This is a genomic window from Bradyrhizobium sp. USDA 4504, assembly GCF_054063995.1.
In genome coordinates this window covers 3,943,542-3,968,017 of record NZ_JBSSGV010000001.1, presented here as the reverse complement: position 1 = coordinate 3,968,017, position 24,476 = coordinate 3,943,542, and the positions used below count along the sequence as shown (strand labels likewise).

General features: G+C 64.2%; 20 protein-coding genes and 1 riboswitch. Of the genes, 6 read left to right on the top strand and 14 right to left on the bottom strand.

The genetic code is table 11. The features are described 5' to 3' along the window. Positions 1-49: 49 nt before the first annotated feature. The 4 genes from ACVMB1_RS18575 to ACVMB1_RS18560 form a co-directional block, all read right to left on the bottom strand. The gene (locus ACVMB1_RS18575) at positions 50-289 is read right to left on the bottom strand and encodes a hypothetical protein (RefSeq protein ID WP_456848814.1); all 240 of its coding nucleotides are present in this window, start codon (positions 287-289) and stop codon (positions 50-52) included. A 375-nt stretch (positions 290-664) separates the two neighbouring features. Then, the gene (gene istB / locus ACVMB1_RS18570; RefSeq protein ID WP_253609770.1) at positions 665-1,441 is read right to left on the bottom strand and encodes an IS21-like element helper ATPase IstB; all 777 of its coding nucleotides are present in this window, start codon (positions 1,439-1,441) and stop codon (positions 665-667) included. A 17-nt stretch (positions 1,442-1,458) separates the two neighbouring features. Continuing rightward, positions 1,459-3,009, bottom strand: a complete 1,551-nt coding sequence (istA, locus tag ACVMB1_RS18565; RefSeq protein WP_253603713.1) for an IS21 family transposase — start codon at positions 3,007-3,009, stop codon at positions 1,459-1,461. A 608-nt stretch (positions 3,010-3,617) separates the two neighbouring features. Further along, on the bottom strand, positions 3,618-3,854 hold the full coding sequence (locus ACVMB1_RS18560; protein ID WP_063790118.1) for a hypothetical protein: 237 nt from the start codon (positions 3,852-3,854) through the stop codon (positions 3,618-3,620). 431 nt (positions 3,855-4,285) lie between these two features. Between ACVMB1_RS18560 and recA the strand changes: the two genes are divergently transcribed. Together recA and ACVMB1_RS18550 are read left to right on the top strand one after the other, a co-directional pair. Beyond that, the gene (gene recA / locus ACVMB1_RS18555; RefSeq protein ID WP_028337774.1) at positions 4,286-5,374 is read left to right on the top strand and encodes a recombinase RecA; all 1,089 of its coding nucleotides are present in this window, start codon (positions 4,286-4,288) and stop codon (positions 5,372-5,374) included. A gap of 144 nt (positions 5,375-5,518) precedes the next feature. Continuing rightward, positions 5,519-6,505 carry a hypothetical protein gene (locus ACVMB1_RS18550; protein WP_456848812.1) on the top strand — a complete coding sequence of 329 codons (987 nt, stop codon included), beginning with the start codon at positions 5,519-5,521 and terminating at the stop codon, positions 6,503-6,505. A 33-nt stretch (positions 6,506-6,538) separates the two neighbouring features. On the opposite strand, the gene ACVMB1_RS18545 is transcribed toward ACVMB1_RS18550, so the two are convergent. From ACVMB1_RS18545 to gcvT, 4 genes are all read right to left on the bottom strand, one after another. Continuing rightward, positions 6,539-6,970, bottom strand: coding sequence for an acyl-CoA thioesterase (locus ACVMB1_RS18545; protein ID WP_076828403.1), 432 nt, complete (start codon positions 6,968-6,970; stop codon positions 6,539-6,541). A 177-nt stretch (positions 6,971-7,147) separates the two neighbouring features. Next, positions 7,148-10,021 carry an aminomethyl-transferring glycine dehydrogenase gene (gene gcvP, locus ACVMB1_RS18540; protein ID WP_456848810.1) on the bottom strand — a complete coding sequence of 958 codons (2,874 nt, stop codon included), beginning with the start codon at positions 10,019-10,021 and terminating at the stop codon, positions 7,148-7,150. 23 nt (positions 10,022-10,044) lie between these two features. Then, positions 10,045-10,410 carry a glycine cleavage system protein GcvH gene (gcvH, locus tag ACVMB1_RS18535; protein ID WP_057018368.1) on the bottom strand — a complete coding sequence of 122 codons (366 nt, stop codon included), beginning with the start codon at positions 10,408-10,410 and terminating at the stop codon, positions 10,045-10,047. 19 nt (positions 10,411-10,429) lie between these two features. Then, positions 10,430-11,575: a glycine cleavage system aminomethyltransferase GcvT gene (gene gcvT / locus ACVMB1_RS18530; RefSeq protein WP_168854950.1), complete on the bottom strand. Its 1,146-nt coding sequence runs from the start codon at positions 11,573-11,575 to the stop codon at positions 10,430-10,432. Between the two features lie 141 nt (positions 11,576-11,716). Further along, positions 11,717-11,805, bottom strand: a riboswitch (glycine riboswitch). 202 nt (positions 11,806-12,007) lie between these two features. On the opposite strand from gcvT, the gene alaS reads away from it, so the two are divergent. Both alaS and ACVMB1_RS18520 read left to right on the top strand, forming a co-directional pair. After that, positions 12,008-14,695: an alanine--tRNA ligase gene (gene alaS, locus ACVMB1_RS18525; RefSeq protein WP_456848808.1), complete on the top strand. Its 2,688-nt coding sequence runs from the start codon at positions 12,008-12,010 to the stop codon at positions 14,693-14,695. Positions 14,696-14,706: 11 nt separating this feature from the next. Next, entirely contained in the window at positions 14,707-15,957 is a 1,251-nt protein-coding gene (locus tag ACVMB1_RS18520) for a cyclic nucleotide-gated ion channel (RefSeq protein ID WP_456849909.1), read from the top strand. Between the two features lie 97 nt (positions 15,958-16,054). Here the strand turns inward: ACVMB1_RS18520 and ACVMB1_RS18515 are convergent, their stop codons facing one another. The 3 genes from ACVMB1_RS18515 to ACVMB1_RS18505 all read right to left on the bottom strand — a co-directional run bounded on the left by ACVMB1_RS18515 (position 16,055) and on the right by ACVMB1_RS18505 (position 19,761). Next, the gene (locus ACVMB1_RS18515) at positions 16,055-16,561 is read right to left on the bottom strand and encodes a DUF3455 domain-containing protein (protein ID WP_082653880.1); all 507 of its coding nucleotides are present in this window, start codon (positions 16,559-16,561) and stop codon (positions 16,055-16,057) included. A 30-nt stretch (positions 16,562-16,591) separates the two neighbouring features. Then, positions 16,592-17,806 carry an NADP-dependent isocitrate dehydrogenase gene (locus tag ACVMB1_RS18510; RefSeq protein ID WP_016848511.1) on the bottom strand — a complete coding sequence of 405 codons (1,215 nt, stop codon included), beginning with the start codon at positions 17,804-17,806 and terminating at the stop codon, positions 16,592-16,594. 227 nt (positions 17,807-18,033) lie between these two features. Continuing rightward, the gene (locus ACVMB1_RS18505) at positions 18,034-19,761 is read right to left on the bottom strand and encodes an alpha/beta hydrolase family protein (RefSeq protein ID WP_456848806.1); all 1,728 of its coding nucleotides are present in this window, start codon (positions 19,759-19,761) and stop codon (positions 18,034-18,036) included. A 315-nt stretch (positions 19,762-20,076) separates the two neighbouring features. Here ACVMB1_RS18505 and ACVMB1_RS18500 point away from each other — a divergent pair, with 315 nt between their 5' ends. Next, positions 20,077-21,276, top strand: a complete 1,200-nt coding sequence (locus tag ACVMB1_RS18500) for a TrmJ/YjtD family RNA methyltransferase (protein ID WP_456848804.1) — start codon at positions 20,077-20,079, stop codon at positions 21,274-21,276. A 338-nt stretch (positions 21,277-21,614) separates the two neighbouring features. On the opposite strand, the gene ACVMB1_RS18495 is transcribed toward ACVMB1_RS18500, so the two are convergent. From ACVMB1_RS18495 to ACVMB1_RS18485, 3 genes are all read right to left on the bottom strand, one after another. After that, entirely contained in the window at positions 21,615-22,460 is an 846-nt protein-coding gene (locus ACVMB1_RS18495) for a class I SAM-dependent methyltransferase (protein WP_456848802.1), read from the bottom strand. 188 nt (positions 22,461-22,648) lie between these two features. Next, positions 22,649-22,885 carry a hypothetical protein gene (locus tag ACVMB1_RS18490; RefSeq protein WP_253589896.1) on the bottom strand — a complete coding sequence of 79 codons (237 nt, stop codon included), beginning with the start codon at positions 22,883-22,885 and terminating at the stop codon, positions 22,649-22,651. 178 nt (positions 22,886-23,063) lie between these two features. After that, positions 23,064-23,756, bottom strand: a complete 693-nt coding sequence (locus ACVMB1_RS18485) for a glutathione S-transferase C-terminal domain-containing protein (protein WP_456848800.1) — start codon at positions 23,754-23,756, stop codon at positions 23,064-23,066. A 190-nt stretch (positions 23,757-23,946) separates the two neighbouring features. Between ACVMB1_RS18485 and ACVMB1_RS18480 the strand changes: the two genes are divergently transcribed. Beyond that, on the top strand, positions 23,947-24,393 hold the full coding sequence (locus ACVMB1_RS18480; protein WP_456814606.1) for a YybH family protein: 447 nt from the start codon (positions 23,947-23,949) through the stop codon (positions 24,391-24,393). The last annotated feature ends 83 nt before the right edge of the window (positions 24,394-24,476 follow it).

Genomic DNA, 24,476 nt, shown 5'->3' with positions numbered 1-24,476 from the left:
CGCGGTGAGGCGGCCCCAGCGTTCGTTCCAACGCGCTGGGGCCGTTTCTTCAGGACACCTGATGCCGGCGCACTTCTCCGGCCGCCATGTTGAGAATTGGGATGTGATCGGCGGCCAGCTGTCGCTGAATGAGGCTAACAGCCCATCCCTCCGGGATTGCATCCAGCACTCGGTCAACGGCTTCTTCGCGCGAGGTCGCGGCGAGCCAGATTTGGACCTCGCCGTCATCGGTCGTCACTCGGACTAGATGAACCTCGGTCGCCAGTTGCATGAGCAATAAAAGCGGCATCGAGGGAATCGTTTCAAAAACCTTCGCTTAAGTTAAGCCGGGAACCGCAATTAGGGCGCTATCGCTGACATGCCTACTTTAATGCGGACACGAAGACCGTGGCGCAAGCTCTCTGTATGTTCAGGCTCAGTCACCACGACGGCGTCGAGTACGGCTTCATGGCGTTGGCGGCGATATCGTTCGTAGCGCTCATCGTAGGCATAGGCGCCCTGTTTATGTGATGAGCCTGTCATCTCATGGATGATCCAACCGCCTTGGCCTCAGCGTGCGTATTTCGCAAAAACGGGACAGCGGTTTCGCTAACTGACGGACAGCAGTTTCGCTAAATCGCGGACAGCGTGGCGGCGCTGGCTTTTGGTTGCCTGGTTGTTGAAGTCAGTTGATATTCGTTTCGCTGTTTTCGACGTCGGTCAAGGGGCGCGCGGCTTTTTTCCTTCGCATGCTGTCGCCTTCGAGGGCGATACGGTGGGAGTTGTGGATGATCCGGTCGAGGATAGCATCTGCGATGGTTGGCTCGCCGATCATGTCGTGCCATTGGGCAACGGGCAGCTGAGCGGTAATCAAGGTCGATTTGCGCCTGTAGCGCTCTTCGAAGATTTCGAGGAGATCAAGGCGCTGCTGGTCATTGAGGGTGTGGGTGCCCCAATCGTCGAGGATGAGCAACTGGACACGTGCAAGCTTATCGATGAGGCGCGGGAAGCGACCATCGAGACGGGCCATGGCGAGGTCTTCGAACAAGCGCGGCATACGCAAATAAAGGACGGAATGATCGAGCCTGGCCGCCTGGCGTCCGAAGGCACATGCCAACCAGGTTTTGCCAGTCCCGGTCAGGCCGGTGATGATGAAGTTCTCATGGGCTTTCAGCCAGGCGCCTTGCGCCAGCTGCAGGGTGTTGCGCCGGTCAAGGCCGCGGCGGGAAGCGAAGTCGACGTCTTCGATACAGGCGTCGACGAAGCGCAGCTTGGCTGCGGCCAGCCGATTGGTCAGGCGCCGGTCGGCACGCATGGCGGCTTCGCGATCGAGCATCAGGCCGAGCCACTCATCCCGGCTGAGATCGGCGGCATTGTCCTGTTCGGCTAGTTGCCGGTAAGCGGCCGCCATTCCGGCAAGGCCGAGCGCCTGCATCTGCTCGAGGGTCGGGTGGGTCAGCATCGCGATGTTCCTTTCCTTCATTGATAATAGCCCCCACCACGGATGTTGGCGTGCGAGGGGGTGGCTTTGACGGGTGCGGCAGCAGGGCTCGCGCGGTCGAGCCCGGATTTGAGGATCGCGCTCACCGAGGAGTAGCTGATCGCGTTGATGACGAGTGCCCGCTCGCAGGCCGCTTCGAGCCGATCGCGCTCGTAGCGCCGTGCCAGGGCGATGATCCCCATGGCGGAGCGATAACCCTGCTCGGGATGCGGGCGCTCACGCATCATCCGCTCGACCAGAGTGGCGGTGTTGACGCCGATCCGCGCTGCCATCTTGATCAAGCTCGCCGGCGTCATATTGGCATAACGCTGATGGGCCTTGGGCATGTGCTCGTTCACGGTGACATGGCCGCCGCGCTGAGAGCGGCGCACATGGCTGGCGACACGCGTGTGATCCTGGAAGATCTCGACGGCTCGATAGGTGAGCCGGACGTCCACCCGACGGCCGATCAGCCGGTGCGGCACCGAGTAAAAGGTCTTGTCGACTTCGACGTGATAATCGGGGTGGACCTTCGCCGTTTTCCACTCGGCGTATTCGAACGGCTCGCCCGGCAGCGGCGTCAACGCAGCGCGCTCGATCTCCTCGAACAGCTGCCGGCGGGATTTGCCGATATGGCGCATCGGCCGATGGTTCAGCTCCTCCAGCAGACCGCCGATCGCAGTATTGAGATCGGTCAGGTTGAAGAACCGCCGATGGCGCAGCCGTGCCAGAATCCAGCGCTCAACAATCAGCACCGCGCCTTCAACCTTGCCCTTGTCGCGCGGCTTGCGGCTGCGGGTCGGCAAAATCGTCGTGTCGTAGTGCTCGGCCATGGCGGCAAAGGTTTGGTTGAGCGTCGGCTCGAACCACAACGCCTTGACGACCCCGGCCTTCAGATTGTCGCAGACGATCGCCTTGGGAACTCCGCCGAAGTACGACAAGGCTCGGGTCTGGCCTTCGATCCAATCTGGTAGTCGCTGACCGAAGCTCCCCATAGCGAAGGTCAGCGACGAGGCCCCGAGCACCGCGACAAATATCTGCGCCTGACGGATCTCGCCGGTTTGCGGATCGATCACCTCCACCGTCGGACCGGCATAGTCGGTCTGCATCACTGCACCCGCCGCGTGGCGATGACGGAAGGTCGGGTTCGCCCGGCGCCGATAGGCGTCAAACTTCTCGCAGAACCACGTGTAACCATAGCCGTCGGGATGCGCCGTCCGGTATTCCTGCCACAGCAGCGTCAGCGTCACGCCCTTGCGCTTGAGCTCCTGCGCCACCCGTGGCCACTCAGGCTCGCTCAAGTCCTGCGGGGGGCGCCCGACCCGCCGGAACAAGGCTCGCTGCAAGGCCGCCTCGCTCTCGTAAATCGGCGGCAGCGGCCAGCTCAAACCCGCTTCACGCGCTCGCAGCAGGTAGGTGGCAACCGAACTCTTGCTGATCTGCAGCCGTTCCGAGATCTCCCGAACCGACAGGTCCTGCTCGTACGTCAGCCTCAGGATCGATCGTAGGTCCTTCACAGTGGTTCGTTTCGCTTGCTTCCGTCTCGGCATTGCCCCTCTCAAACTCAGCTTGAGAGAGAACATTGCCTGAACGGCGCTCCCGAAAACCAACCTCCCGCAACTGTCCGCGATTTAGCGGAATCCCTGTCCCGGAATTACTGAAATCGCTGTCCGCGAATTACCGAAATTGCTGTCCGGAAATTGCCGAAACACGCACTCAGCGTGTACCCCCTCGCTGGGGCCGTTCTTTGGGCCAAGAAAAATCCCGGCTCACGCCGGGCTTCATAGTTCAAGCTGACCTGCGAGATAGCGCCGCTTCTCGACTGCCGCGATGTCGAGAGCCTTTCAGCACCTCATTCACGCGACCGGGATTCACGTCATATGTCGCAGCGATTCGACGGGAAGGGCCTGTAATGAAAGAGGCCGCCAAGTGAGGCGGCCGCTTTCTCACATGAATATTGCAATCGCAGCGATAGCAATGGGGCACAGCCCCAGCACCACAATGCTCGCCCTAAAAAGTAGGTCACTGGTCATGACGCAACCTCTGCGTGAGGTTGGAATCTAACTCGGGATGACCACCAAAACAAAGTGCAGTTTGTGCCACGCTAGGAAATTAATCGTGCGCTAGATGAGAATAGGCCGTCAACTGAGGTGGCCCTTTACTCTCCCAGCTCTCTGCGGATTCGGTCGCGGTGCTGAACGTGCAAAACTTGGCATGAGTAGAAGTTATCCAGAAGCTTCTTCGCTTCCGCTAGATCGTGCCCGTGATTGGCAAGGTGCTCGATCAGTCCCTCTTGCTCGGCAATGTGTCGTTCGCCTTGGGCAATATGCCGCTCGGCTTGCTCCAGATGGCGAAGCTGCATCTCGCGGTGCGCTATTGTGGAATGGTTCGGCATGGCCGCGCTCCCTTCCTATGCAGGCGGGAGCGCTGTTGGTCTCTCAGCCACCGACGCCTACGGGCAAAGCCTTGGCCGGTGATGGTGCTATCGTATCACGTTCCGTTGCCCCCGGTTCGTTCTCTCAAGATTAAATTCCCTGATCTCGGTCAAAGGCGGGACGGGGGTAGAACATCTGGTGGGGTGCCTCGGTAGTCCTACTGAGAACACCGGCCAAGCTACGGTTTCCGTTCGCTTAATCCGAACAAGGACACCCCAAAAATCAAACTAGGATACGGGGACTTAAATACGGACAGTACCGATCTGTTCGAAAGAACATATTGCGAACGCAGAACAAACGTGGTACGAGGTTCCAATCAGCAACGTATTCCACCCGATCTCGTCGCCCGTTTTCCCGCTAGCGAATCCCCGCCATAAGGAGCACATCCCAAATGTCCGCCACCGCACTGCGTATCGTCGAAGGATCCTCCATGGACAAGTCCAAGGCCCTCTCAGCCGCGCTCTCCCAGATCGAGCGCCAGTTCGGCAAGGGCTCGGTGATGAAGCTCGGCAAGAACGACCGTTCGATGGATGTCGAGACGGTGTCGTCGGGGTCGCTCGGGCTCGATATCGCGCTCGGCGTCGGCGGCCTGCCGAAGGGGCGCATCGTCGAAATCTACGGGCCGGAATCGTCGGGCAAGACCACGCTGGCGCTGCACACGGTGGCGGAAGGCCAGAAGAAGGGCGGCATCTGCGCCTTCATCGACGCTGAACACGCGCTCGATCCGGTCTATGCGCGCAAGCTCGGCGTCAACATCGACGAGCTCTTGATCTCGCAGCCGGACACCGGCGAGCAGGCACTCGAGATCGCCGACACGCTGGTGCGCTCCGGCGCGGTCGACGTGCTGGTGATCGATTCGGTCGCGGCTCTGGTGCCGAAGGCCGAGCTCGAGGGCGAGATGGGCGATGCGCTGCCGGGTCTGCAGGCCCGCCTGATGAGCCAGGCGCTGCGCAAGCTCACCGCCTCGATCAACAAGTCGAACACGATGGTGATCTTCATCAACCAGATCCGTATGAAGATCGGTGTGATGTACGGCTCGCCGGAGACCACCACCGGCGGCAACGCGCTGAAGTTTTATGCCTCGGTTCGTCTCGACATCCGCCGCATCGGCGCTATCAAGGAGCGCGACGAAGTCGTCGGCAACACCACCCGCGTCAAGGTGGTGAAGAACAAGCTGGCGCCGCCCTTCAAGCAGGTCGAGTTCGACATCATGTATGGCGAGGGCGTCTCCAAGATGGGCGAGATCCTCGACCTCGGCGTCAAGGCCGGCATCGTCGAGAAGTCCGGCGCCTGGTTCTCCTATGACAGCCAGCGGCTCGGCCAGGGTCGCGAGAATTCCAAGGCATTCCTGAAGTCGAATCCCGACATCACCGCCAAGATCGAAGCCGCGATCCGGCAGAACTCCGGCCTGATCTCCGAGCAGATCCTCGCCGGCACGCCCGAACGCGACGCCGAGGGCGAGGAGCCGACGGAGGAGTAAGTCTCAATCATTTCGCTGCAAGCGGACGCTGAGGACGTTGAGTTGCCGACGTCTTCGGCGCCCGTTTGGTTTTGTGTGTCTTTTGTAAAGCAGTTGGTCCTCAGCTTGCGGTGCTGATGCCATCCCGCGTAGCCGGAGAGCATCGTGACAAGTCTGATCCTGGCGACAAGTGAACTCGCGAGCTATCGCCTGAGGCAGGCGGGAAGGGCGGACATCGTCGTCGGGTTGAGGCCGCGCTTCGTTTGGGGGAAAATGCCCTCGTCGGATGACCTCACGACCCTGCTGGAACCGCGTTCCGCAAAGCACGTCGATTTCGACACGCACTGGCTCGACTTCGCCAGTTCAAGATGGACCGGCTCGATCGGTCGGGACATTGGGCTTGTCGAGTTGTGCGAGCGTTGCGATAGCGTCGAGCTATGGGCTGATCCCCAGCCGAATGACCAGTTGGTGCTGGCCTGGTTGCTCGACGTGCTCCGCCCGCACCGCCACATCGTAGCGAAGCTCAAGCTGGTTCAGACCGATGTCGAGATCGGCAGATACCGAGGCGAGAGCTTGGCGAAATGGCGATTGCCTGCACTTGCGGTGACCGATGATCGGCTGGAATTGGCCGGTCGCGCCTGGAATGCCTATCGCGCTCCGACGCCCGAGCCCTGTTTCGACCTTCTCATGCAGGATCTGTCGGCCATCCCGCAGCTCCGCGCGGCGCTGATTGCGTTGCTGGAGGAGCTACCCGGGCAAGACACCGGCCTCGGCGCGTCCGAACTGCGGATGCTGGATCTCGTCGCCGACGGCGAGACAAGCCCACAGGTCCTTTCAAACGAGCTGAACCGGGAACGCGGCGTGTTCGATTTTCAGGAAGCGGAGCTGATCCTGGACCGGCTCGCCTATTGTCCATCACCGGTCCTGACCGGATTCCCCGCGGAGATCGAAGCGCCCGACGATCTGAAGGCCCGAAACAACCGACACCGGGACAGCCGGCTGTCGCTCACCGATTTCGGCCAGGAAGTGTCGGATCGCGAGCTCGACTTCAGCCAGTACAACACGATCCATCGCTGGTGGGGCGGCACCGAACTGACCAATGAGCGGCTGTGGCGCTGGGACGCCGAGAGCCGGGCCTTGGTTGCCCCGTAAGCCTGATCCGCACAACCTGTGTGCGCAATCAGCCTATGCCAGCGTCTTCTCCCGGCTCGCGATCAGCGCCCGCAAATCCTCGGTCACCGCGACCGATTGATGGGTCTTCTGATCGGTCGCGACCCAGATGATCTCGCCGGTGGCGCGCAGGTCATCGGAGCCTTTGGCGAAGATCGCGAGCGCAAGATTGATCGAGGAGCGGCCGATCTTGGCGACCCGCACGCAGACCTCGATGTCCTCGTCGAACCGGATCGGAGCCTTGTACTCGACGACCGATTTCACGGTGTGGAAGTCGATGCCGGTCCGCGCCACCTCGCCGAGATAGTCGTAGCCGAGCGCGCGGAAATATTCGGTGATGGCGGTGTCGAAATAGGTGAGGTAGTGGGCGTTGAACACCACGGCCTGCGCGTCGACCTCCGAATAGCGGACGCGAAACGGGAAATGGAACCAGAATTCCTCGCGCATGTTTCCTCCTGCCGCGGGCGGGCCAGTCCGTCATTCCGGGGCGCGACGAAGTCGCGAATCCGGAATCCGGAAGTCGTGGATCGAGATTCCGGGTTCTCGCTTCGCGAGCCCCGGAATGACACCGAGTGAATCACGCGTCAGAGACGCAGCACGACGTAGCTGCAACAATGGTGCGCTTTACTCAGCCGCCTGCGCGTAATCCTCGACCGGCGGGCACGAGCACACCAGGTTGCGGTCGCCGTAGACGTTGTCGACGCGGCCGACCGGGCTCCAGTATTTGTCGGACCGTGACACGCCCTCCGGGAAGCAGCCTTCGGCGCGGGTGTAGGCCCGGTTCCAGGCATCGTCGGCGATGTCGTGCACGGTGTGCGGCGCGTGGCGCAGCGGCGAGGCCTCGACCTCCCAGCGGCCCTTCTCGATCTCCGCGATCTCGCCCCGGATCGCGATCATGGCGTCGCAGAACCGGTCGATCTCGAACTTCGATTCCGATTCCGTCGGTTCGATCATCAGCGTGCCCGCCACCGGGAAGCTCATGGTCGGCGCGTGGAAGCCGTAGTCGATCAGGCGTTTTGCGATGTCGTCGACGGTGACGCCGCTGGTCGTCTTGAGCGGCCGCGGATCGATGATGCACTCATGCGCAACGCGGCCGCGCTCGTTGCGGTACAGCACCGGGAAGTGTGGCTGCAGCCGTGCGGCGATGTAGTTGGCATTGAGGATCGCGATCTCGGTGGCGCGCGTCAGACCTTCGCCGCCCATCATCAGGATGTAGATGTAGGAGATGGTCAGGATCGACGCCGAGCCAAACGGCGCGGCCGACACCGGGCCGATGGCGTGCGCCGTTGCCCCGTCGGTTGCGGGATGGCCCGGCAGATAGGGCGCAAGATGCGCCTTCACGCCGATCGGGCCCATGCCGGGGCCGCCGCCGCCATGCGGAATGCAGAAGGTCTTGTGCAGGTTGAGATGGCTGACATCGGCGCCGTAATCGCCGGGCCGCGACAGTCCGACCTGCGCGTTCATGTTGGCGCCGTCGAGATAGACCTGGCCGCCATGGGCATGCACGATGTCGCAGATCTCGCGGATATGCTCCTCGAACACGCCGTGGGTCGACGGATAGGTGATCATGACCGCGGCAAGGTTGGCGGAGTGCTTCTCCGCCTTGGCGCGAAGATCATTGACGTCGACGTCGCCGCGCGCATCGCACGCGACGACCACGACCTCCATGCCGACCATCGCAGCCGAGGCCGGATTGGTGCCGTGCGCGGAGGAGGGGATCAGGCACACCTTGCGGTGCGGCTCGCCGCGCGCGAGGTGATAGCCGCGGATCGCCAGCAGCCCGGCATATTCGCCCTGCGCGCCGGAATTCGGCTGCAGCGAGACCGCGTCATAACCGGTGATGTCGCACAGCCATTGCTCCAGCCGCTTGAACAGCGCGTGATAGCCCTTGGCCTGATCCGCCGGCGCGAACGGATGCAGATTGCCGAACGCCGGCCAGGTCAGCGGGATCATTTCGGTGGTGGCGTTGAGCTTCATCGTGCAGGAGCCGAGCGGGATCATCGCGCGGTCGAGCGCGAGGTCACGATCGCTGAGCTTGCGCATGTAGCGCAGCAGCTCGGTCTCGGAACGATGCGTATTGAACACCGGATGGCTGAGGAAGGCGCTGGTGCGCCGCAGCTCCTTCGGCAGCGCCTCGTGCGCGCCGGCCTCGATCTCGGCATAGCTGAGCTTGCCGCCGAACACGCGCCACACCGCCTCGACCGTCTCCGGCGTCGAGGTCTCGTCGAGCGCGATGCCGAGCGTGGTCGCGCCGACGCGAAGGTTGATCTGTTCCGCCTGCGCGCGGGTGACGAGCTCGATCTGCTTGCTACCTGCCTCGACGGTCACGGTATCGAAGAACGCTTCGCTGGTCGGCGCAAAGCCGAGCTTGCGCAGGCCGGCCGCAAGCACGGTGGCGCGACGATGCACGCTGCGTGCGATATGGGTCAGGCCCTCGGGACCGTGATAGACCGCATACATCGAGGCGATCACGGCGAGCAGCACCTGCGCGGTGCAGATGTTCGAGGTCGCCTTCTCGCGGCGGATATGCTGCTCGCGGGTCTGCAGCGCGAGGCGATAGGCGGGCTGGCCACGCGAATCCACCGAGAGGCCGACGATGCGGCCGGGCAGCGAGCGCTTCAGCGTGTCGCGCACCGCCATATAGGCGGCGTGTGGTCCGCCATACCCCATCGGCACGCCGAACCGCTGCGCCGAACCGATCGCGATGTCGGCGCCGAGCTCGCCGGGCGAGGCGAGCAGCGTCAGCGACAGCAGGTCCGCCGCGACGATCGCAAGCGCGCCCTTGGCGCGCAGCGACGCGATGGCAGGCTTGAGGTCGCGTACTGCGCCCGACGTTCCCGGATATTGCAGCAGCGCGCCGAGCACATCGGCGTTGTCGAGCTCGGTCAGGGGATCGCCGACCACCAGCGCCCAGCCCAGCGGCGCGGCGCGCGTGCGCATCACCGCCAGCGTCTGCGGATGCACCTCCTTGTCGACGAAGAACACCTTTGCCTTGACCTGCGAGTGGCGCTCGGCGAGCGCCATCGCTTCCGCCGCGGCGGTCGCCTCGTCGAGCAGCGAGGCGTTGGCGACGTCGAGCCCGGTGAGATCGCAGATCATGGTCTGGAAATTGAACAGGGCCTCGAGCCGGCCCTGGCTGATCTCCGGCTGGTACGGCGTATAGGCGGTGTACCAGGCCGGGTTCTCCAGAATGTTGCGCTGGATCACCGCGGGCAGGATGGTGCCCGAATAGCCCTGGCCGATCAGCGAGGTGAACACCTGGTTCTGCGCGGCGAGCTCGCTCATATGCGCGAGCGCCTCGGTCTCGCTCAGCGCCCGGCCGAGATCGAGCGGCGCCTTCTGCCGGATCGACGCCGGCAGCGTCTCGTTCATCAGCGCCTGCAGGCTCGCGGCGCCGACCGTCTCCAGCATCGCGTTGACGTCGCGCGGCGACGGTCCGATGTGGCGGCGGACGAAATCGGTGGCGGCTTCGTTGATCGGCTTGAAGGGCGCGTTCATGACGTGATCCTCGGGGTGATCCTTTAGGCGGTGTGCGCGGCGTAGGCGGCCTCGTCCATCAGGCCGCCGAGCTCGCCCTTGTCGGCAATCTTCAGCTTGAAGAACCAGGCCTTGCCGCCGGCGTCGGAATTGACCAGCGCGGGCTCGGCGGCGAGCGCGTCGTTGACCTCGACCACCTCGCCGGAGATCGGCGCGTAAACGTCGGAGGCGGCCTTGACGGATTCGACGACAGCGGCGGCCTCGGCCTTCTTCAGGCTGCGGCCGACCTTGGGCAGTTCGACGAACACGACGTCGCCGAGCTGCGACTGCGCATAGTCGGTGATCCCGATCGTGGCGACGTCGCCCTCGATGCGGAGCCATTCGTGGTCGGACGTGTACAGCGTCGTCATGGGGTCGATCCTTTGGCGTTCAGCGTTTGTAGGTATTGGGGACGAAGGGCGTAGCGGCGACTTTCAGCGGCAGCCGCTGGCCGCGCACTTCGGCGAAAACGGTGGTGCCGACGGCGGAAAGGGCCGTGGGCAGGTAGCCCATCGCAACCGGCGCATTGAGGCTCGGGCCGAAGCCGCCCGAGGTCACCTTGCCGATCTGCTCGGTCGAGCCGGCATCGGCGAACAGCGCGGCGCCTTCGCGCACCGGTGCGCGGCCGTCAGGCTTCAGGCCGACCCGCCGGCGCGCAGCGCCATCTGCGAATTGCGCGAGAATTTTGTCGGCGCCGGGGAAGCCGCCGGCGCGGGCGCCGCCGCTGCGGCGAACCTTCTGCACCGACCATTCCAGCGCGCCTTCGACCGGTGTCGTCGTGGTGTCGATGTCATGGCCATAGAGGCACAGCCCGGCTTCGAGCCGCAGGCTGTCGCGCGCGCCGAGCCCGATCGGCAACACGTCGGGATTGTCGAGCAGCGCGGTGACCAGGGCTTCCACCTTGTCCGCGGGCACGGAAATCTCAAAGCCGTCCTCGCCGGTATAGCCGGAGCGCGAGACGAAGCAGTCGACGTCGCCGACGCGGCGCGGACCGGCATCCATGAATTTCATCGAACCGACATCTGCACAAAGTTTCGCCAGCGCCGATTCCGCTTTCGGGCCCTGCAGCGCGATCAGCGCGCGGTCGGCCAGCGAGACGATCTCGCAGGCGTCGGAGAGATTCGCGCGCAGATGCGCCTCGTCCTCGGCCTTGCAAGCGGCGTTGACCACTAGGAACAGGTGATCGCCGAAATTCGCCACCATCAGGTCGTCGAGCAGGCCGCCGTCATTGTTGGTGAATTGCGCGTAGCGCTGCCGTCCCGGCGCGATGCCGACGATGTCCTGCGGCACCAGTTTTTCCAGTGCGAGCGCGGCATCCGCGACCTTGCCGGATTTGGCCTTCAGCACGAGCTGGCCCATGTGCGACACATCGAACAGACCGGCTTCCTTGCGGGTGTGCAGATGCTCCTTCAGCACGCCGGCCGCGTATTGCACCGGCATGTCATAGCCGGCGAACGGCACCATCTTGGCGCCGCGCGCCAGATGCAGCGCGTGCAGCGGGGTCTGTTTCAGCGGGGAGGTTTCGCGCGCAAGCATCACAGGGCCCTCGCGGTTCCCGCCGGGGACCTATTTCCCCTTGAGAAACCTGCAGAAAGCCCCATCTGTCGCTGTGCCTGAGAGTATTATCCCGTCGGCGGACGCATCGGGGCGAACCCCAGCGTCTCTTTCCAGATGTCAGACGTCACGCGGTCCTTTTGCCTGAGAGTTTCCGGGGCGGTTGCTCCTTCGGCGCCGGCGATAAGGCCGGTCTCTCCCGACGTGACTAGGTATAGGTAGATAGAAAACACGGCGCCACCAAGACTGTCAACGCAGCTGCAGCAACTATCCAATGGGCTTTGTGCTGCCGCGGCAAGCCCATGATCCGCCTGCACAGTTTCTGGACACCGCAGCTGGCAATGTCTAAAAGCGTTCGGCCGGAAAATGACGCCTTTTTGCGGCTGGCCGGCCCCTTTTTCCGATTGGATGAACATGAGCAGCGTCAACGACATCAGGTCGACATTTCTGAACTTCTTCAAGCAGAACGGGCACGAGATCGTGGCCTCGTCGCCGCTGGTTCCGCGCAACGACCCGACCTTGATGTTTACCAATGCCGGCATGGTGCAGTTCAAGAACGTCTTCACCGGCGTCGAGAAGCGCGGCTACCAGCGCGCCACGACGTCGCAGAAGTGCGTGCGCGCCGGCGGCAAGCATAACGACCTCGACAATGTCGGCTACACCGCGCGCCATCTCACCTTCTTCGAGATGCTCGGCAACTTCTCGTTCGGCGATTACTTCAAGGAGCGCGCGATCGAGCTCGCCTGGAATCTGATCACCAAGGATTTCGGGCTGAAGAAGGACAAGCTGCTGGTCACCGTCTACCACACCGACGACGAGGCGGCCGGCTACTGGAAGAAGATCGCGGGCTTCTCGGACGACCGCATCATCCGCATCCCGACCTCGGACAATTTCTGGGCGATGGGCGACACCGGCCCGTGCGGACCGTGCTCCGAAATCTTCATCGACCGCGGCGAGCACATCTGGGGCGGCCCTCCGGGCAGCCCGGATGAGGATGGCGATCGCTTCCTCGAATTCTGGAACCTGGTGTTCATGCAGTACGAGCAGGTGACGAAGGAGGAGCGCGTAGCGCTGCCGCGTCCCTCGATCGACACCGGCATGGGGCTCGAGCGCATGGCCTGCATCCTGCAGGGCGTCGAGAGCGTGTTCGAGACCGATCTGTTCCGCAATCTGATCGATGCCGCCGCGTCTACCCTCGGGCACGGTCCGAACGAGCAGAACGTTGGGTCGTATCGGGTGATCGCGGACCATCTGCGCTCGTCCGCGTTCCTGATCACCGACGGCGTGCTGCCGTCGAACGAGGGCCGCGGCTACGTGCTGCGCCGGATCATGCGCCGCGCGATGCGCCATGCACAGCTCTTGGGCGCGAGCGAGCCGCTGATGCATCGGCTGGTCTGGGCGCTGGTCCGCGAGATGGGCCAGGCCTATCCGGATCTGGTCCGTGCGGAGAAGCTGATCGAGGAGACGCTGCGGCTGGAGGAGACGCGCTTCCGCAAGACGCTGGCGCGCGGCCTGTCGATCCTCGACGAGAAGAGTGCCGGCCTCAAGAAGGGCGACATGTTCGACGGCGACACCGCGTTCACGCTGTACGACACCTACGGCTTCCCGCTCGATCTGACGCAGGACGCGCTGAAGTCGCGCGGCATCAGCGTCGACCAGGCGTCGTTCACCGACGCGATGGAGCGGCAGCGCGTGAAGGCGCGTGCCTCCTGGGCAGGTTCGGGCGAGGCGGCGAGCGAGGCGATCTGGTTCCCGCTGCGCGAGAAGCTCGGCGCGACCGAATTCCTCGGCTACGAAACCGAGAGCGCGGAAGGCGCGGTGACGGCGCTGATCAAGGAAGGCGCCGAGGTCGAGAGCCTGAAGGCCGGCGAGAGCGGCGCGATCGTGCTGAACCAGACCCCGTTCTACGGCGAGTCCGGCGGCCAGGTCGGCGACACCGGCGTGCTGACCGGGGAGGGCGTCAAGTTCCGCGTCACCGACACGCAGAAGAAGGCCGGCGATCTGTTCGTGCATCTCGGCACGGTGGAGCAGGGCACGCTCGGCGTCGGCACCACATTGCAGCTCGAGGTCGATCACACCAGGCGCTCGTCGATCCGCGCCAACCATTCGGCGACGCATCTGCTGCACGAGGCGCTGCGCCAGGTGCTCGGCGATCACATTGCCCAGCGTGGCTCGCTGGTCACGCCCGACCGGCTGCGCTTCGACTTCGTGCATCCGAAGCAGATCACGCCGGAAGAGCTCGCCCGGATCGAGGACATCGCCAACGATGTCGTGCTGGAGAATGACGAGGTCACGACCCGCGTCATGGGCGTCGACGATGCCCGCGAGGCCGGCGCCCGCGCGCTGTTCGGCGAGAAATACGGCGACGAGGTTCGCGTCGTGTCGATGGGCAAGGGCGCCCGCGATCACGGCCAGAACGCGCTTGGCTGGTCGGTCGAGCTCTGCGGCGGCACTCATGTGCGCCGCACCGGCGACATCGGCCTGATCTCGGTGACCAGCGAGGGCGCGGTGGCGTCCGGCGTCCGCCGCATCGAGGCGCTGACCGGACGTCACGCGCGCAAGCACGCCAACGACACCATCGCGCTGGCCAAGACCGCGGCGCTGGAGTTGCGCACCACCATCGACGACGTGCCGGCGCGCATCGCCGCGCTGATGGAAGAGCGCAAGAAGCTCGAGCGCGATCTGTCTGACGCCCGCAAGAAGCTCGCGATGGGCGGCGGCAGTGCGTCGAACGGCGCCGCCTCAGCCGTTCGCGAGGTCGGCAATGTCAAGCTGCTGGCGCGCGCGGTCGAGGGCGTCGAGACCAAGGATCTCAAGAGTCTCGTCGACGACGGCAAGAAGCAGATCGGCTCGGGCGTGGTCGCGATCGTTGGCGTCACCGAGGACGGCAAGGCCGGCATCGTGGTCGGCGTCACTGCCGATCTGACCGCGCGGTTCAACGCGGTCGAGCTCGTGCGCAAGGGCTCCGAGGTGCTCGGCGGCAAGGGCGGCGGCGGCCGGCCCGACATGGCGCAGGCCGGCGGGCCCGACGGCGCCAAGGCCGACGCCGCGCTGTCGGCGATCGAACAGGCCATGACCCAACAGGCATCGGCCGGCGCCTGACGGAGAGGCTGATCGTGGCGACGGCTCCGCTCAAGCCCACGATCGGCGATCCCGGGCTGCGCGACCGTCTCTACGAGCTGCTCGAACGCGATGATCTGCCGCATTCGGGCGGCTTGCGCTTTGCCCGGGTCATCGTCGCCATCATCGCCGTCGACGTGCTGGCGGCGATCCTGGCCTCCGTGCCCGAGATCGACGCGCAGTTCGGCTGGCTGCTGACGACCATCGAGATCGCGGCGGTCATTGCCTTCGCGCTGGAATATGCCGCGCGGCTCTGGAGCGTGGTCGGCCACTCGCTGCGCGACATGACGCCGGCGCGGGCGCGGCTGGAATACGCCTTCTCGGCGCTCGGCGTGATCGACCTGCTGGCCTTCCTGCCGTCGGCCGTCGCGCTTGCGATCGGCGACAAGACCGCGCTGGTGCTGTTCGGCATGCTGCCGTTCCTCAAGCTGGTGCGCTATTCGACCGCGATGCGCTCGCTGCTGGCGGCGCTACATGCCGAGCGGCGCACGCTGTTCGGCTGCGTGGTGATCCTGACCGGCGCCGTGCTGCTGTTTGCCTCGCTGCTCTATGCCATCGAGCACAGGGTGCAGCCGGACAAGTTCGGCACCATGCCGCAGGCGATGTGGTGGGCGATCGTGACGCTCGGCACCGTCGGTTACGGCGACGTCGTCCCGATTACGCCGCTCGGCCGGACCGTCACGGTGGTCGCGATCGTGGTCGGCTTCGCGATGATCGCGCTGCCGGTCGCGATCATCTCGACCGCGTTCGCCGACGAGGTCCGGCGCCGCGACTTCGTCGTGACCTGGGGCATGCTGGCGCGGGTGCCGCTGTTCTCACATCTTGGCGCTGCCGATATTTCCGACATCATGCGCTTGCTGCGGTCGCAGACCATCGAGGCCGGCGAGGTCTTGGTGCGGCGCGGCGATGCGGCGTCATCGATGTATTTCATCACCGCGGGCGAGGTCGAGATCGACCTGCCGAGCCAGCTTGTGCGGCTTTCCGACGGCGCGTTCTTCGGCGAGATCGCGCTGCTGCGGCGGACCAGCCGCTCCGGCACGGTGACGGCGACGCGCAAGACCAAGCTCCTGGTGCTCGATGCGCAGGACTTCCATGCCCTGATCGAGCGCATGCCGGCGCTCGCCGCGCATGTCCGGGAGACCGCGGAGGCGCGGCTTGCCGATCCGCTTGCGGCCGGCGGCGACCTGGCCGCCGCGGAGATCGCCCAGGCGCCGCGCGAGACCGACGGCGGCATCCGCGACTAGTCTAGAACCTCATTCCGATTGAATCGGAACGAGGCTCTCGATTCTTCGTTTGGCGCGTTTTCTTCACGCGAACCGGTATCCACTTCGCTCGAAAACGCTAGTCCCGTCGCAGGAACACGTAATCCGCCGAGTAGGCCGCGCTCTTCAGCGCGCCTGATTTGTCGCAGGCGCCGCTGAGCTCGCCGCCCGAGGTGTTGATCCGCTGCACCGTTGCGACGCCGGAGAGCAGGCCGTTGCCGCGGTGTGCGATCACCTCGAGCTTCAGCCAGGCAATGTCGGAAGGCGTTGCGCCGGGTGCGCTGCCGGCGGTGCGGGCGGTCACGGCGCTGCCGTCGACATGCTCCCAGTTCGGACCCGCATAATGCCGGCCGACCGTGCGGCCGTCGGCGATCAGGGTCGCGACTGGTTCGCGGAACGACCAGGCGAGCTTGCCGTCGCTGACCGGCTTGCACTCATAGACCTGCACGCCCTCGGCATGGACGGTGAGGATCTTGGACTCGCCAGGCGCCGCGACGGCGTCGGGCAGGGGATCGGCAGCGAATGCCGCCGACCCGTTGAGCGAGAACGATGCGAGCACGACGGCTCTGACAAGGGCCCTGGTCATGCTCGCACCTGTCTTCCCAGGATGACGGCCTCAGGCCGCGATCGCCTTCACGAGGTTGTCGGACACCTTGTCGAGGAATCCGGTGGTCGAGAGCCAGCGCTGGTCGGCGCCGACCAGGAGCGCGAGGTCCTTGGTCATGTAGCCCTCTTCGACGGTCGCGACGCAGACCTTCTCCAGGGTGGTGGCGAACTTGGCCAGCGCCTCGTTGTTGTCGAGCTTGGCGCGATGGGCGAGGCCACGGGTCCAGGCGAAGATCGACGCGATCGAGTTGGTCGAGGTCTCCTTGCCCTTCTGGTGCTCGCGGTAGTGGCGGGTCACGGTGCCGTGGGCGGCCTCGGCTTCCACGGTCTTGCCGTCCGGGGTGAGCAGCACCGAGGTCATCAGGCCGAGCGAGCCGTAGCCCTGGGCCACGGTGTCGGACTGCACGTCGCCGTCATAGTTCTTGCAGGCCCAGACATAACCGCCGGACCATTTCAGCGCCGAGGCCACCATGTCGTCGATCAGGCGGTGCTCGTAGGTCAGGCCCTTGGCGTCGAATTCTTTCTTGAACTCGCGGTCGAAGACGTCCTGGAAGATGTCCTTGAAGCGGCCGTCATAGACCTTCAGAATCGTGTTCTTGGTCGACAGATAGACCGGGTAGTTGCGCATCAGGCCGTAGTTGAACGAGGCGCGGGCGAAATCGGTGATGGAGTCGTCGAGATTGTACATCTCCATCGCGACGCCGGCGCCGGGCGCCTTGAACACTTCCTTCTCGATGACGGTGCCGTCCTCGCCGACGAACTTCAGCGACAGCGTGCCCTTGCCGGGGAACTTGATGTCGGTGGCGCGGTACTGGTCGCCATAGGCATGGCGGCCGATGATGATCGGCTTGGTCCAGCCGGGAACCAGGCGCGGCACGTTCTTGCAGATGATCGGCTCGCGGAAGATGCAGCCGCCGAGGATGTTGCGGATGGTGCCGTTCGGCGACTTCCACATCTGCTTCAGGCCGAACTCCTTCACCCGGGCCTCGTCGGGAGTGATGGTGGCGCATTTGACGCCGACGCCGACCTTCTTGATGGCTTCGGCGGCGTCGATGGTCACCTGGTCGTTGGTCTCATCGCGGTATTCCATGCCCAGATCGAAATAGAGCAGTTCGACATCCAGGAACGGGTTGATCAGCTTGTCCTTGATGTACTGCCAGATGATCCGGGTCATCTCGTCGCCATCGAGCTCGACGACGGGGTTGGATACCTTGATTTTTGCCATGACGGGGAGGCCCTCTTGGGAACGGCGCGCTTTTGACGGCGGGGGTGGAAAATACGCCTGCGCTATAGCACCGCCCGGGGGCGGGCGAAAGCGCACCGGTTATGCACTTTCAGCCCATCTTTTCACCGAGAACCGCCATTCTGGACGGACCAGAATAGCGCCTCTCGGCCCTTGTTCTTGACGGGTTTTCTTCACGCGAACCGGTGCCCGCTTCGCTTGAAAACCATCTAAAACGCCGCCTGCGTCGCGGTCCCGGCCACGATGTACCAGGTCACGAACAGGCCCGCGATCAGGGCGCCCGGCAGGCTCGATCCGGTCCGCCGCCAGGTGAACGTCGCGATCACGGCGACGATCGCGAGCAGGGGCACGAACTGGATCGCGACGATGGTCGAGAGCGGCACGAAACCGGGGTCCGGGACCGGGTTGAACAGCTTCCCCGTCAGCCACAGCGTGCCGTATTGCAGCACCAGCAACACGATGAAACCGAACGTCAGCGCCAGGATGTTGGTCAGGTACAGCGCCCCGCGCGGCGCATCCATGGTCGAGAAATTCCGGTGCAGCACGTGCAGCGCCACGACGAAAAACGCCGTGAACGGAATCAGATAGATCAGGAAGATGAGGAATTGCTTCGCGCTCATCAACTTGAGTGCGACGATCCAGAAGCGGAAGTCGATCTTGAAGGCGAGGTCGGCAAGCCACAGCGCGGCGTAGCCGACCGCGACCGAAGCCAGCGCGATCACGATGGATTGACCGACGAGGCCGGCCCGGGTGGTGCGCCTTGGGGCGAAGGGCATCAGCGCCAGCGTGATCAGGCCGTTGATGATGGCCCAGACCAGGATCTGGTTGGTGATGCCCTGCGGCAGGAATGCGCTGGGGGCCACGAAGGTGCCGCCCAGCGCGAAGGCCGGATAATAGGTCAGCGCCGGGATGAAGGCGGACAGGATGAACGCCGTGGTCCAGCGCCGGCCCTTGGCAGCCTCATGCGGCGGCATGGTGCCGTCGGCAACCGCCGGCAGCCGGAGGCGGGAGAACGTCTTGGCTTCCAGCAGCCCGTCGAACGTCCCGATGACAAGGGCAATGAAACCGATGAGGGCGATGAGCGTGCCGATCTCCTTGCGGAACCAGATCTGATCGTCGACCGGGCGCGGGGTGCCGCCCTTCAACGTCTTGGCGAACCAGTCCAGGCTGTAGCCGATCGTTTCATGCGAGATGTGCTCCGCCGGATGGGTCATCGCCGGGGTGTACAGCGCCCGCGCGGTGCCGTTGGCTGGATCGCCATAGACCTTGCCCGGCTCGACCGCGCCTTGGGTGCCGAACAGCGCCCAGAGCTTTGGGCTCGTGGTGACGTCGCGGGCCAGCTGGACGCCCCACATCAGGTCGGGGAATTCCTCATATTGGGCGAACACCAGCGCGGTGTTGCGCGGCCACGACGTGGTGCCCTCGGCCGCGAACGGCTTGCCGGTGGACGAGCCCTCCAGCACCATCGACTTGTAGTCGTTGGGCATCGCCGCGGCGGCGGCCAGCACGGTCCAGCCGCCCATCGAATGGCCCTCGAGCCCGATATTCTCCTTGTCGACGAATTGGAGGCTGCGGAGATAGGCAAGGCCGTCAGGTCCGCCAAAACCGTTGGCGAAGGAGGGCGGGTCGCTGTAGCCATGGCCGGTCTGGTCGAGCGCCAGCACGACATAGCCACGGCGGGCGAACTCGATGGCGAAGCCGTCCTGGGTCTCGCGAGAATTGATGTAGCCGTGAACGGCGAGGATGCCGGGCGCCGGAATCTGCGCGGTCGCGTTCGGCGGGACATAGAGCAGGGCACTCATGGTGTTGCCCTTGGCGCCCTTGAACCTGACATCCTCGATCCGGATGCCGCCTGCGGTCTGCGTGAGGTGAGCGAGCAGGCCCCCCGCCACGATCAAGATCAGGCCCACAATCGCCAGCGTCCATCTGCCCCGCATCGTCGTCCCCCCAATGTGCCTCGCCGTTGAAACCGGCGTCTCAAGCGTGCCTTTACAGCTTCGCTTTGGTTGTGGTTGATAGCCTATCCGAAGGCTAAGTGCGCGCAAGCGGCAGCCTTCGCTTCTTGCGATTGGGATTCCGATTGAGGATTCGCAAACGCCGCTAACCCTGTTATCTCCTTGGAGAAAATGGTCCCGCGCAAAACCGGTGCAAAGCTGGTCGGTGCGGTCCTGGACCCCTGCATGAGATTTTGAATCAGCGTCCTCGGAAGCTGATTCAAAATCTTCAGACGTTGAATCAGAAAGTGAACTGAGATGTCCGGCACCGACAAGACCAAGGCAGGGCACGACCTTGCCGGTCCCGTCGTCATCCTGGTCGAACCGCAGCTTGGCGAGAACATCGGCATGGCCGCGCGCGCGATGGGCAACTTCGCGCTGTCGAGGATGCGCATCGTCAACCCGCGCGACGGCTGGCCGAACATTGCCGCCCAGCGCGCGGCCGCAGGCGCCGACCACATCATCGGTTCCGTCGAGCTGTTCGACACCGTCGAGCAGGCGATCGCCGATCTCACGCTGGTGTTTGCGACCACCGCCCGGGCCCACGACCAGGCCAAGCCGGTGGTCGGGCCGGAGGGCGCGGCGGGTGAGATCGTCGGCCATGTCGCATCCGGCGGCGGCGCCGGCATCCTGTTCGGGCGCGAGCGCGCCGGCCTGACCAATGAGGAGGTCGCGCTCGCCAACCGCATCATCACCTTCCCGGTCAATCCGGGCTTCGCCTCGCTCAATCTGGCGCAGGCGGTGCTGTTGATGGGCTACGAGTGGTTCAAGCTGTCGACCGCGGGTGCGCTACCGTTCGCGATGCCCGAGCGGTCCGAGCCGGCCTCCCAGCACCAGATGCAGGCCTTCTTCGACAACCTCGTCGCCGAGCTCGACAAGGTCGAGTTCCTGCGGCCGGCGGAGAAGCGCGACACCATGCTGGTGAACCTGCGCAACATCTTCACCCGGATGGATCCGACCAAGCAGGACATGCACACGCTGCACGGCGTGGTGATGGCGATCGCCGAGGGCCGCAAGGGCCCGGCCAAGGGCGGGGTGCTCGACGGCGCCCAGGCGACGCGCTTGCGGGCGCTGCTCGCCGAGCAGGGGCAGGGCGGCGCGACCGCCGACAGCAGCAGCACGGTGCGCGGCCTCGCCCGGCTGCTCCGCCGCAACCCGACCGACGCCGAACGGATCCTGTGGCAGGCGCTGACGCGGGACCGCCGCTTCGCCGGTCAGTTCAAGCGCCAGACCCCGGTCGGCCGCCACATCCCCGACTTCGTCTCCTTCGTGCACCGGCTTGCTATCGAGCTGGTCAACCCGAACGAGAGCGAGGCCATCGGGGCCGACCGCACCAAGCGCAGAGCCTGGCTCGAAGCGCGCGACTATCGGGTGGTCGACATGCAGGTTGCCGATGTCGAGCGCGACCTCGACGCCGAGCTCGCGCGGCTGGAGGCGGGGCTGCGGCAGGAGCGGTAGCTTACGCTGCCGTTCCGTCCGCGTCGTTCGCGTGGATTCGGGCGCGTAGCTCCCTCCACGTGTCGTCCCGGCGAAGGCCGGGACCCATACGCCGCGGCTTATGTTGTTGAAGGGACCCGTCGTTCCACCGCCACGAGACAATCAGCATTTATGGTTATGGGTCCCTGCTTCGCAGGGACGACACCGAATGTGTTGCGCGATCGTTGAGTCATGCATCCACGTTCTCGCGACTCGCTTCGCCGAGCTTTGCATCTCGTTTCGCCGCTCTGATTACAGAAGGCGCCGCGCGGCGCGGATGGCGTGGTATCTGTCTTCACGATCCAGCAGGCAGCATCTCGCTAGGCGAGTGCCGACACCAGCCACAGACCCACATGCAGGTCGCGCCCATCCGCTCCGAGGCTTGCGGCGAGCGCGTTGCGTACCGCTTCCATGGCGCGATGACGTTGATCGTCCGTGGCATTCTCGAGCAGCGCAGGCAGCGGGCCGGCCTGCGTGATGAAGGCCATGCTTTGCGTGATGTCGCCGCCATGGATCGGCACGTCGGTGGCCTTCAGCGCAATCTCGTGAAACCCGGCCTCGGTCAGGATGCCGCGAACGCGATCCTCGCGCGCGAACGAAAACATCCCGGGCGCCAATGGATCGAGCGGCGGCTGTGGCGGCACGTGCGGTCGGGCCGCCTCGATGGGTACGCGAAACCACGGCGACTCCGGCATGGTGCGAAAACAGACGAACACCAGCCGCCCGCCCGCTTTCATGCCGCTACGGATGTTGGTGAAGGCCCTGACCGGGTCATCGAAGAACATCAGGCCAAAACGCGAATACACCAGATCCGCCCAGCGCGGTTCGAAGCCGTAGATCGTTGCGTCGGCCAGCGCACAGGTCACGTTGCCAAATCCCGCCTCGGCGACACGATGCTTGGCCAGATCCAGCATCGGGACCGAGATATCGACACCCACCACAGCACCCGACGGACCAACAACCTTGGCGAACGCCAACACTGTGTCACCGGTGCCGCATCCGATATCGATGACACGCTCACCCGGCTTTGCCGCCGCGGCACCCAGGCTGACGTTGGTGACCGACGTGAAGACTTCGCTGATCACGGCTTGCTGCGAAACCCATGAGTGCCCCATGGTGCTGTTCCAGAACTCTGCTCCCCGTGGGTTTGGCGTAGGTGTCTGCATTTGATCAATCTCCTGGTGCTGAAAATGGAGTGTCGTCTGAAACAAACTGCACAAAATTCCAGATCGAACGCGAAGCTGAAATCTCCGTACCGGGCATTAGCGAATTGCAGCCGACGTGCTTTGCATCTCGGCTCTAGGCCATCAGGACGTCTTCGCGCGATCCGCATCTGATCGATGCTGGACGGCGCTCAGGTGGTGGATTCATTGCCGCCGCCCTTCGGCTTGGAAATCGGAGGGATGCAGCTACCGAAGCGTGGATCGAGCGGATCGTTGCGCGACCTCATTCTCGCAAAAATATAGAGCGCCGCCAGTGCGAAGGCGCCGAGCAACAGCAGGCCCCATGCAGGTGGCGGACCTGCAACCAAAAGCACTGCTGCTCCAACGAGGACTAACGCGATAATGCCCGAAGACAGTTTTGAAGCCATGACCGGCTCCGCAGTTAGCGCAAGGACGGGATACTACCCCCGAAATCGATCTATTGGCGAGAGGCCGGCTGCGACACGCCAGCGCAGATATTTCCACCTGCGCCGTGGACGGAGCAACGGCCTGTTCGCTCACCGCCGCGAAGGTCACTATCGAGTTAGAGGTTGAGTTCGCCCGGGCTCACGTACTCACTGCCGCGTGGATGGCGCAGCAATGTTGTACCAGGGCGTCGTGCGAGACCACGAATTGCTTCAACGGCGTCTCGATGTCGTAGAAGTAGATATTGGCCACGAAGCCATAGATGCCGGCATCGATGGTCGTCGGCCTGTCGCCATGCACATAGCCACGGCTCGGGATCAGGCTCGCCAGTGCAGCGAGATCGGCGAGCCCGCGGGCCATCGCGGCGTCGGGCTCGAAGCGGCCGATACCCTGGTAACAATAGCGCTGGGCGTTGAACTCCTTGGCCTTCATCAACCCGTCATCGGTGAGGGCCGGATGCTCGCGCTTGAGCGCGTCGCGGAATTGGAGCCAATAGCGCGCGTCCTGCCAGCGTGAATAGGACATTACCCAGTAGAGATCGTCGAGCGTCCGCGTGACGAGGAGGTTGGTCGTGCGTTGCGCCGGCGTCAGCGCGGCATCCAGCGTCACGCCATATTTTCCGGTGACATAGGCGAGGATGGTCTCGCTGTCGCCGACAGTGTCGGCGCCGTCGACGATATAGGGCAATTGCTTGCGCGGTGCCTTCGATGCATCGAAAATATGTTCGTGCCGGAACGGTACGCCGGCGAGCTTCAGAAAAGCGAATACCTTCAGACCATAGCCATTGTTGTCGGCGACGCCGAACAACGGCGGATAGGAATAGAGCGTGAGCATGATGGCTCGCCACGTTCGAGGTCGCTACACGCTACCTCAGAATCCGTCGGCTGGATACGTCGGGCAGGCAAGCCCGCCTGTTGCGCCGCAACGCCTGAAACGATTGCCTACAATCCGTAGTTGATGTCTTATTGTCGTCCTCATCCCGGGTCGGGCGATTTTTACGGACATTTTTCAGGGAGGAATTGCGATGCTGCGGACGTACTTCTCATGCCTGTTCGTGACTGCCTTTTCGCTGTCTGCAATGGCCGCCGACGGCGATCCAAAGCAGAAGGCCGAAGCGATTGCTTCCGAATATGCGGCGAGTTTCAACAAGCAGGATGGTGCGGGAATTGCCGCGCTGTTCGCGGCCGGTGGCATCCACGTCAATCCCGCGGGGCCGCGCTCCGACATTGCGGAGTTTTATCAAGGCGCCTTCAAGGCCGGGTTCGACCATGAGGAAATAACGGTGGACCAGGCATGGCCATTGGGCTCGGACATGGCGCTCGCCATCGGCGGGTATCGCATCTCGGGCAAGAACCAAAGCGGCGCGCCTATCGAGACAGCGGGCATCTGGACAGCAACTTACGTGACCGAGGGAGGCAAGCTCAAAATTCGCTTGTTGTCGGCGATGCCCAAGCCGCCGCCTCCGAAGTAGCAGGGGCATCCCCATGGATGATACCGCCGCGCGCTTCGGCGCGCGGTTTCGACGAAGCCTACGGGCGCATTTTGCGCCGGCGG

Bases quoted from the DNA above. Each gene is read 5' to 3' on its own strand.
- ACVMB1_RS18490 (WP_253589896.1), bottom strand. From the start codon at position 22,885: ATGGCTTCAAAACTGTCTTCGGGCATTATCGCGTTAGTCCTCGTTGGA.
- ACVMB1_RS18505 (WP_456848806.1), bottom strand. From the start codon at position 19,761: ATGCGGGGCAGATGGACGCTGGCGATTGTGGGCCTGATCTTGATCGTG.
- ACVMB1_RS18500 (WP_456848804.1), top strand. From the start codon at position 20,077: ATGTCCGGCACCGACAAGACCAAGGCAGGGCACGACCTTGCCGGTCCC.
- istB (WP_253609770.1), bottom strand. From the start codon at position 1,441: ATGCTGACCCACCCGACCCTCGAGCAGATGCAGGCGCTCGGCCTTGCC.
- ACVMB1_RS18575 (WP_456848814.1), bottom strand. From the start codon at position 289: ATGCCGCTTTTATTGCTCATGCAACTGGCGACCGAGGTTCATCTAGTC.
- ACVMB1_RS18515 (WP_082653880.1), bottom strand. From the start codon at position 16,561: ATGACCAGGGCCCTTGTCAGAGCCGTCGTGCTCGCATCGTTCTCGCTC.
- gcvP (WP_456848810.1), bottom strand. From the start codon at position 10,021: ATGAACGCGCCCTTCAAGCCGATCAACGAAGCCGCCACCGATTTCGTC.
- gcvT (WP_168854950.1), bottom strand. From the start codon at position 11,575: ATGCTTGCGCGCGAAACCTCCCCGCTGAAACAGACCCCGCTGCACGCG.
- alaS (WP_456848808.1), top strand. From the start codon at position 12,008: ATGAGCAGCGTCAACGACATCAGGTCGACATTTCTGAACTTCTTCAAG.
- ACVMB1_RS18495 (WP_456848802.1), bottom strand. From the start codon at position 22,460: ATGCAGACACCTACGCCAAACCCACGGGGAGCAGAGTTCTGGAACAGC.
- istA (WP_253603713.1), bottom strand. From the start codon at position 3,009: ATGCCGAGACGGAAGCAAGCGAAACGAACCACTGTGAAGGACCTACGA.
- ACVMB1_RS18545 (WP_076828403.1), bottom strand. From the start codon at position 6,970: ATGCGCGAGGAATTCTGGTTCCATTTCCCGTTTCGCGTCCGCTATTCG.
- gcvH (WP_057018368.1), bottom strand. From the start codon at position 10,410: ATGACGACGCTGTACACGTCCGACCACGAATGGCTCCGCATCGAGGGC.
- recA (WP_028337774.1), top strand. From the start codon at position 4,286: ATGTCCGCCACCGCACTGCGTATCGTCGAAGGATCCTCCATGGACAAG.
- ACVMB1_RS18485 (WP_456848800.1), bottom strand. From the start codon at position 23,756: ATGCTCACGCTCTATTCCTATCCGCCGTTGTTCGGCGTCGCCGACAAC.
- ACVMB1_RS18510 (WP_016848511.1), bottom strand. From the start codon at position 17,806: ATGGCAAAAATCAAGGTATCCAACCCCGTCGTCGAGCTCGATGGCGAC.
- ACVMB1_RS18560 (WP_063790118.1), bottom strand. From the start codon at position 3,854: ATGCCGAACCATTCCACAATAGCGCACCGCGAGATGCAGCTTCGCCAT.
- ACVMB1_RS18480 (WP_456814606.1), top strand. From the start codon at position 23,947: ATGCTGCGGACGTACTTCTCATGCCTGTTCGTGACTGCCTTTTCGCTG.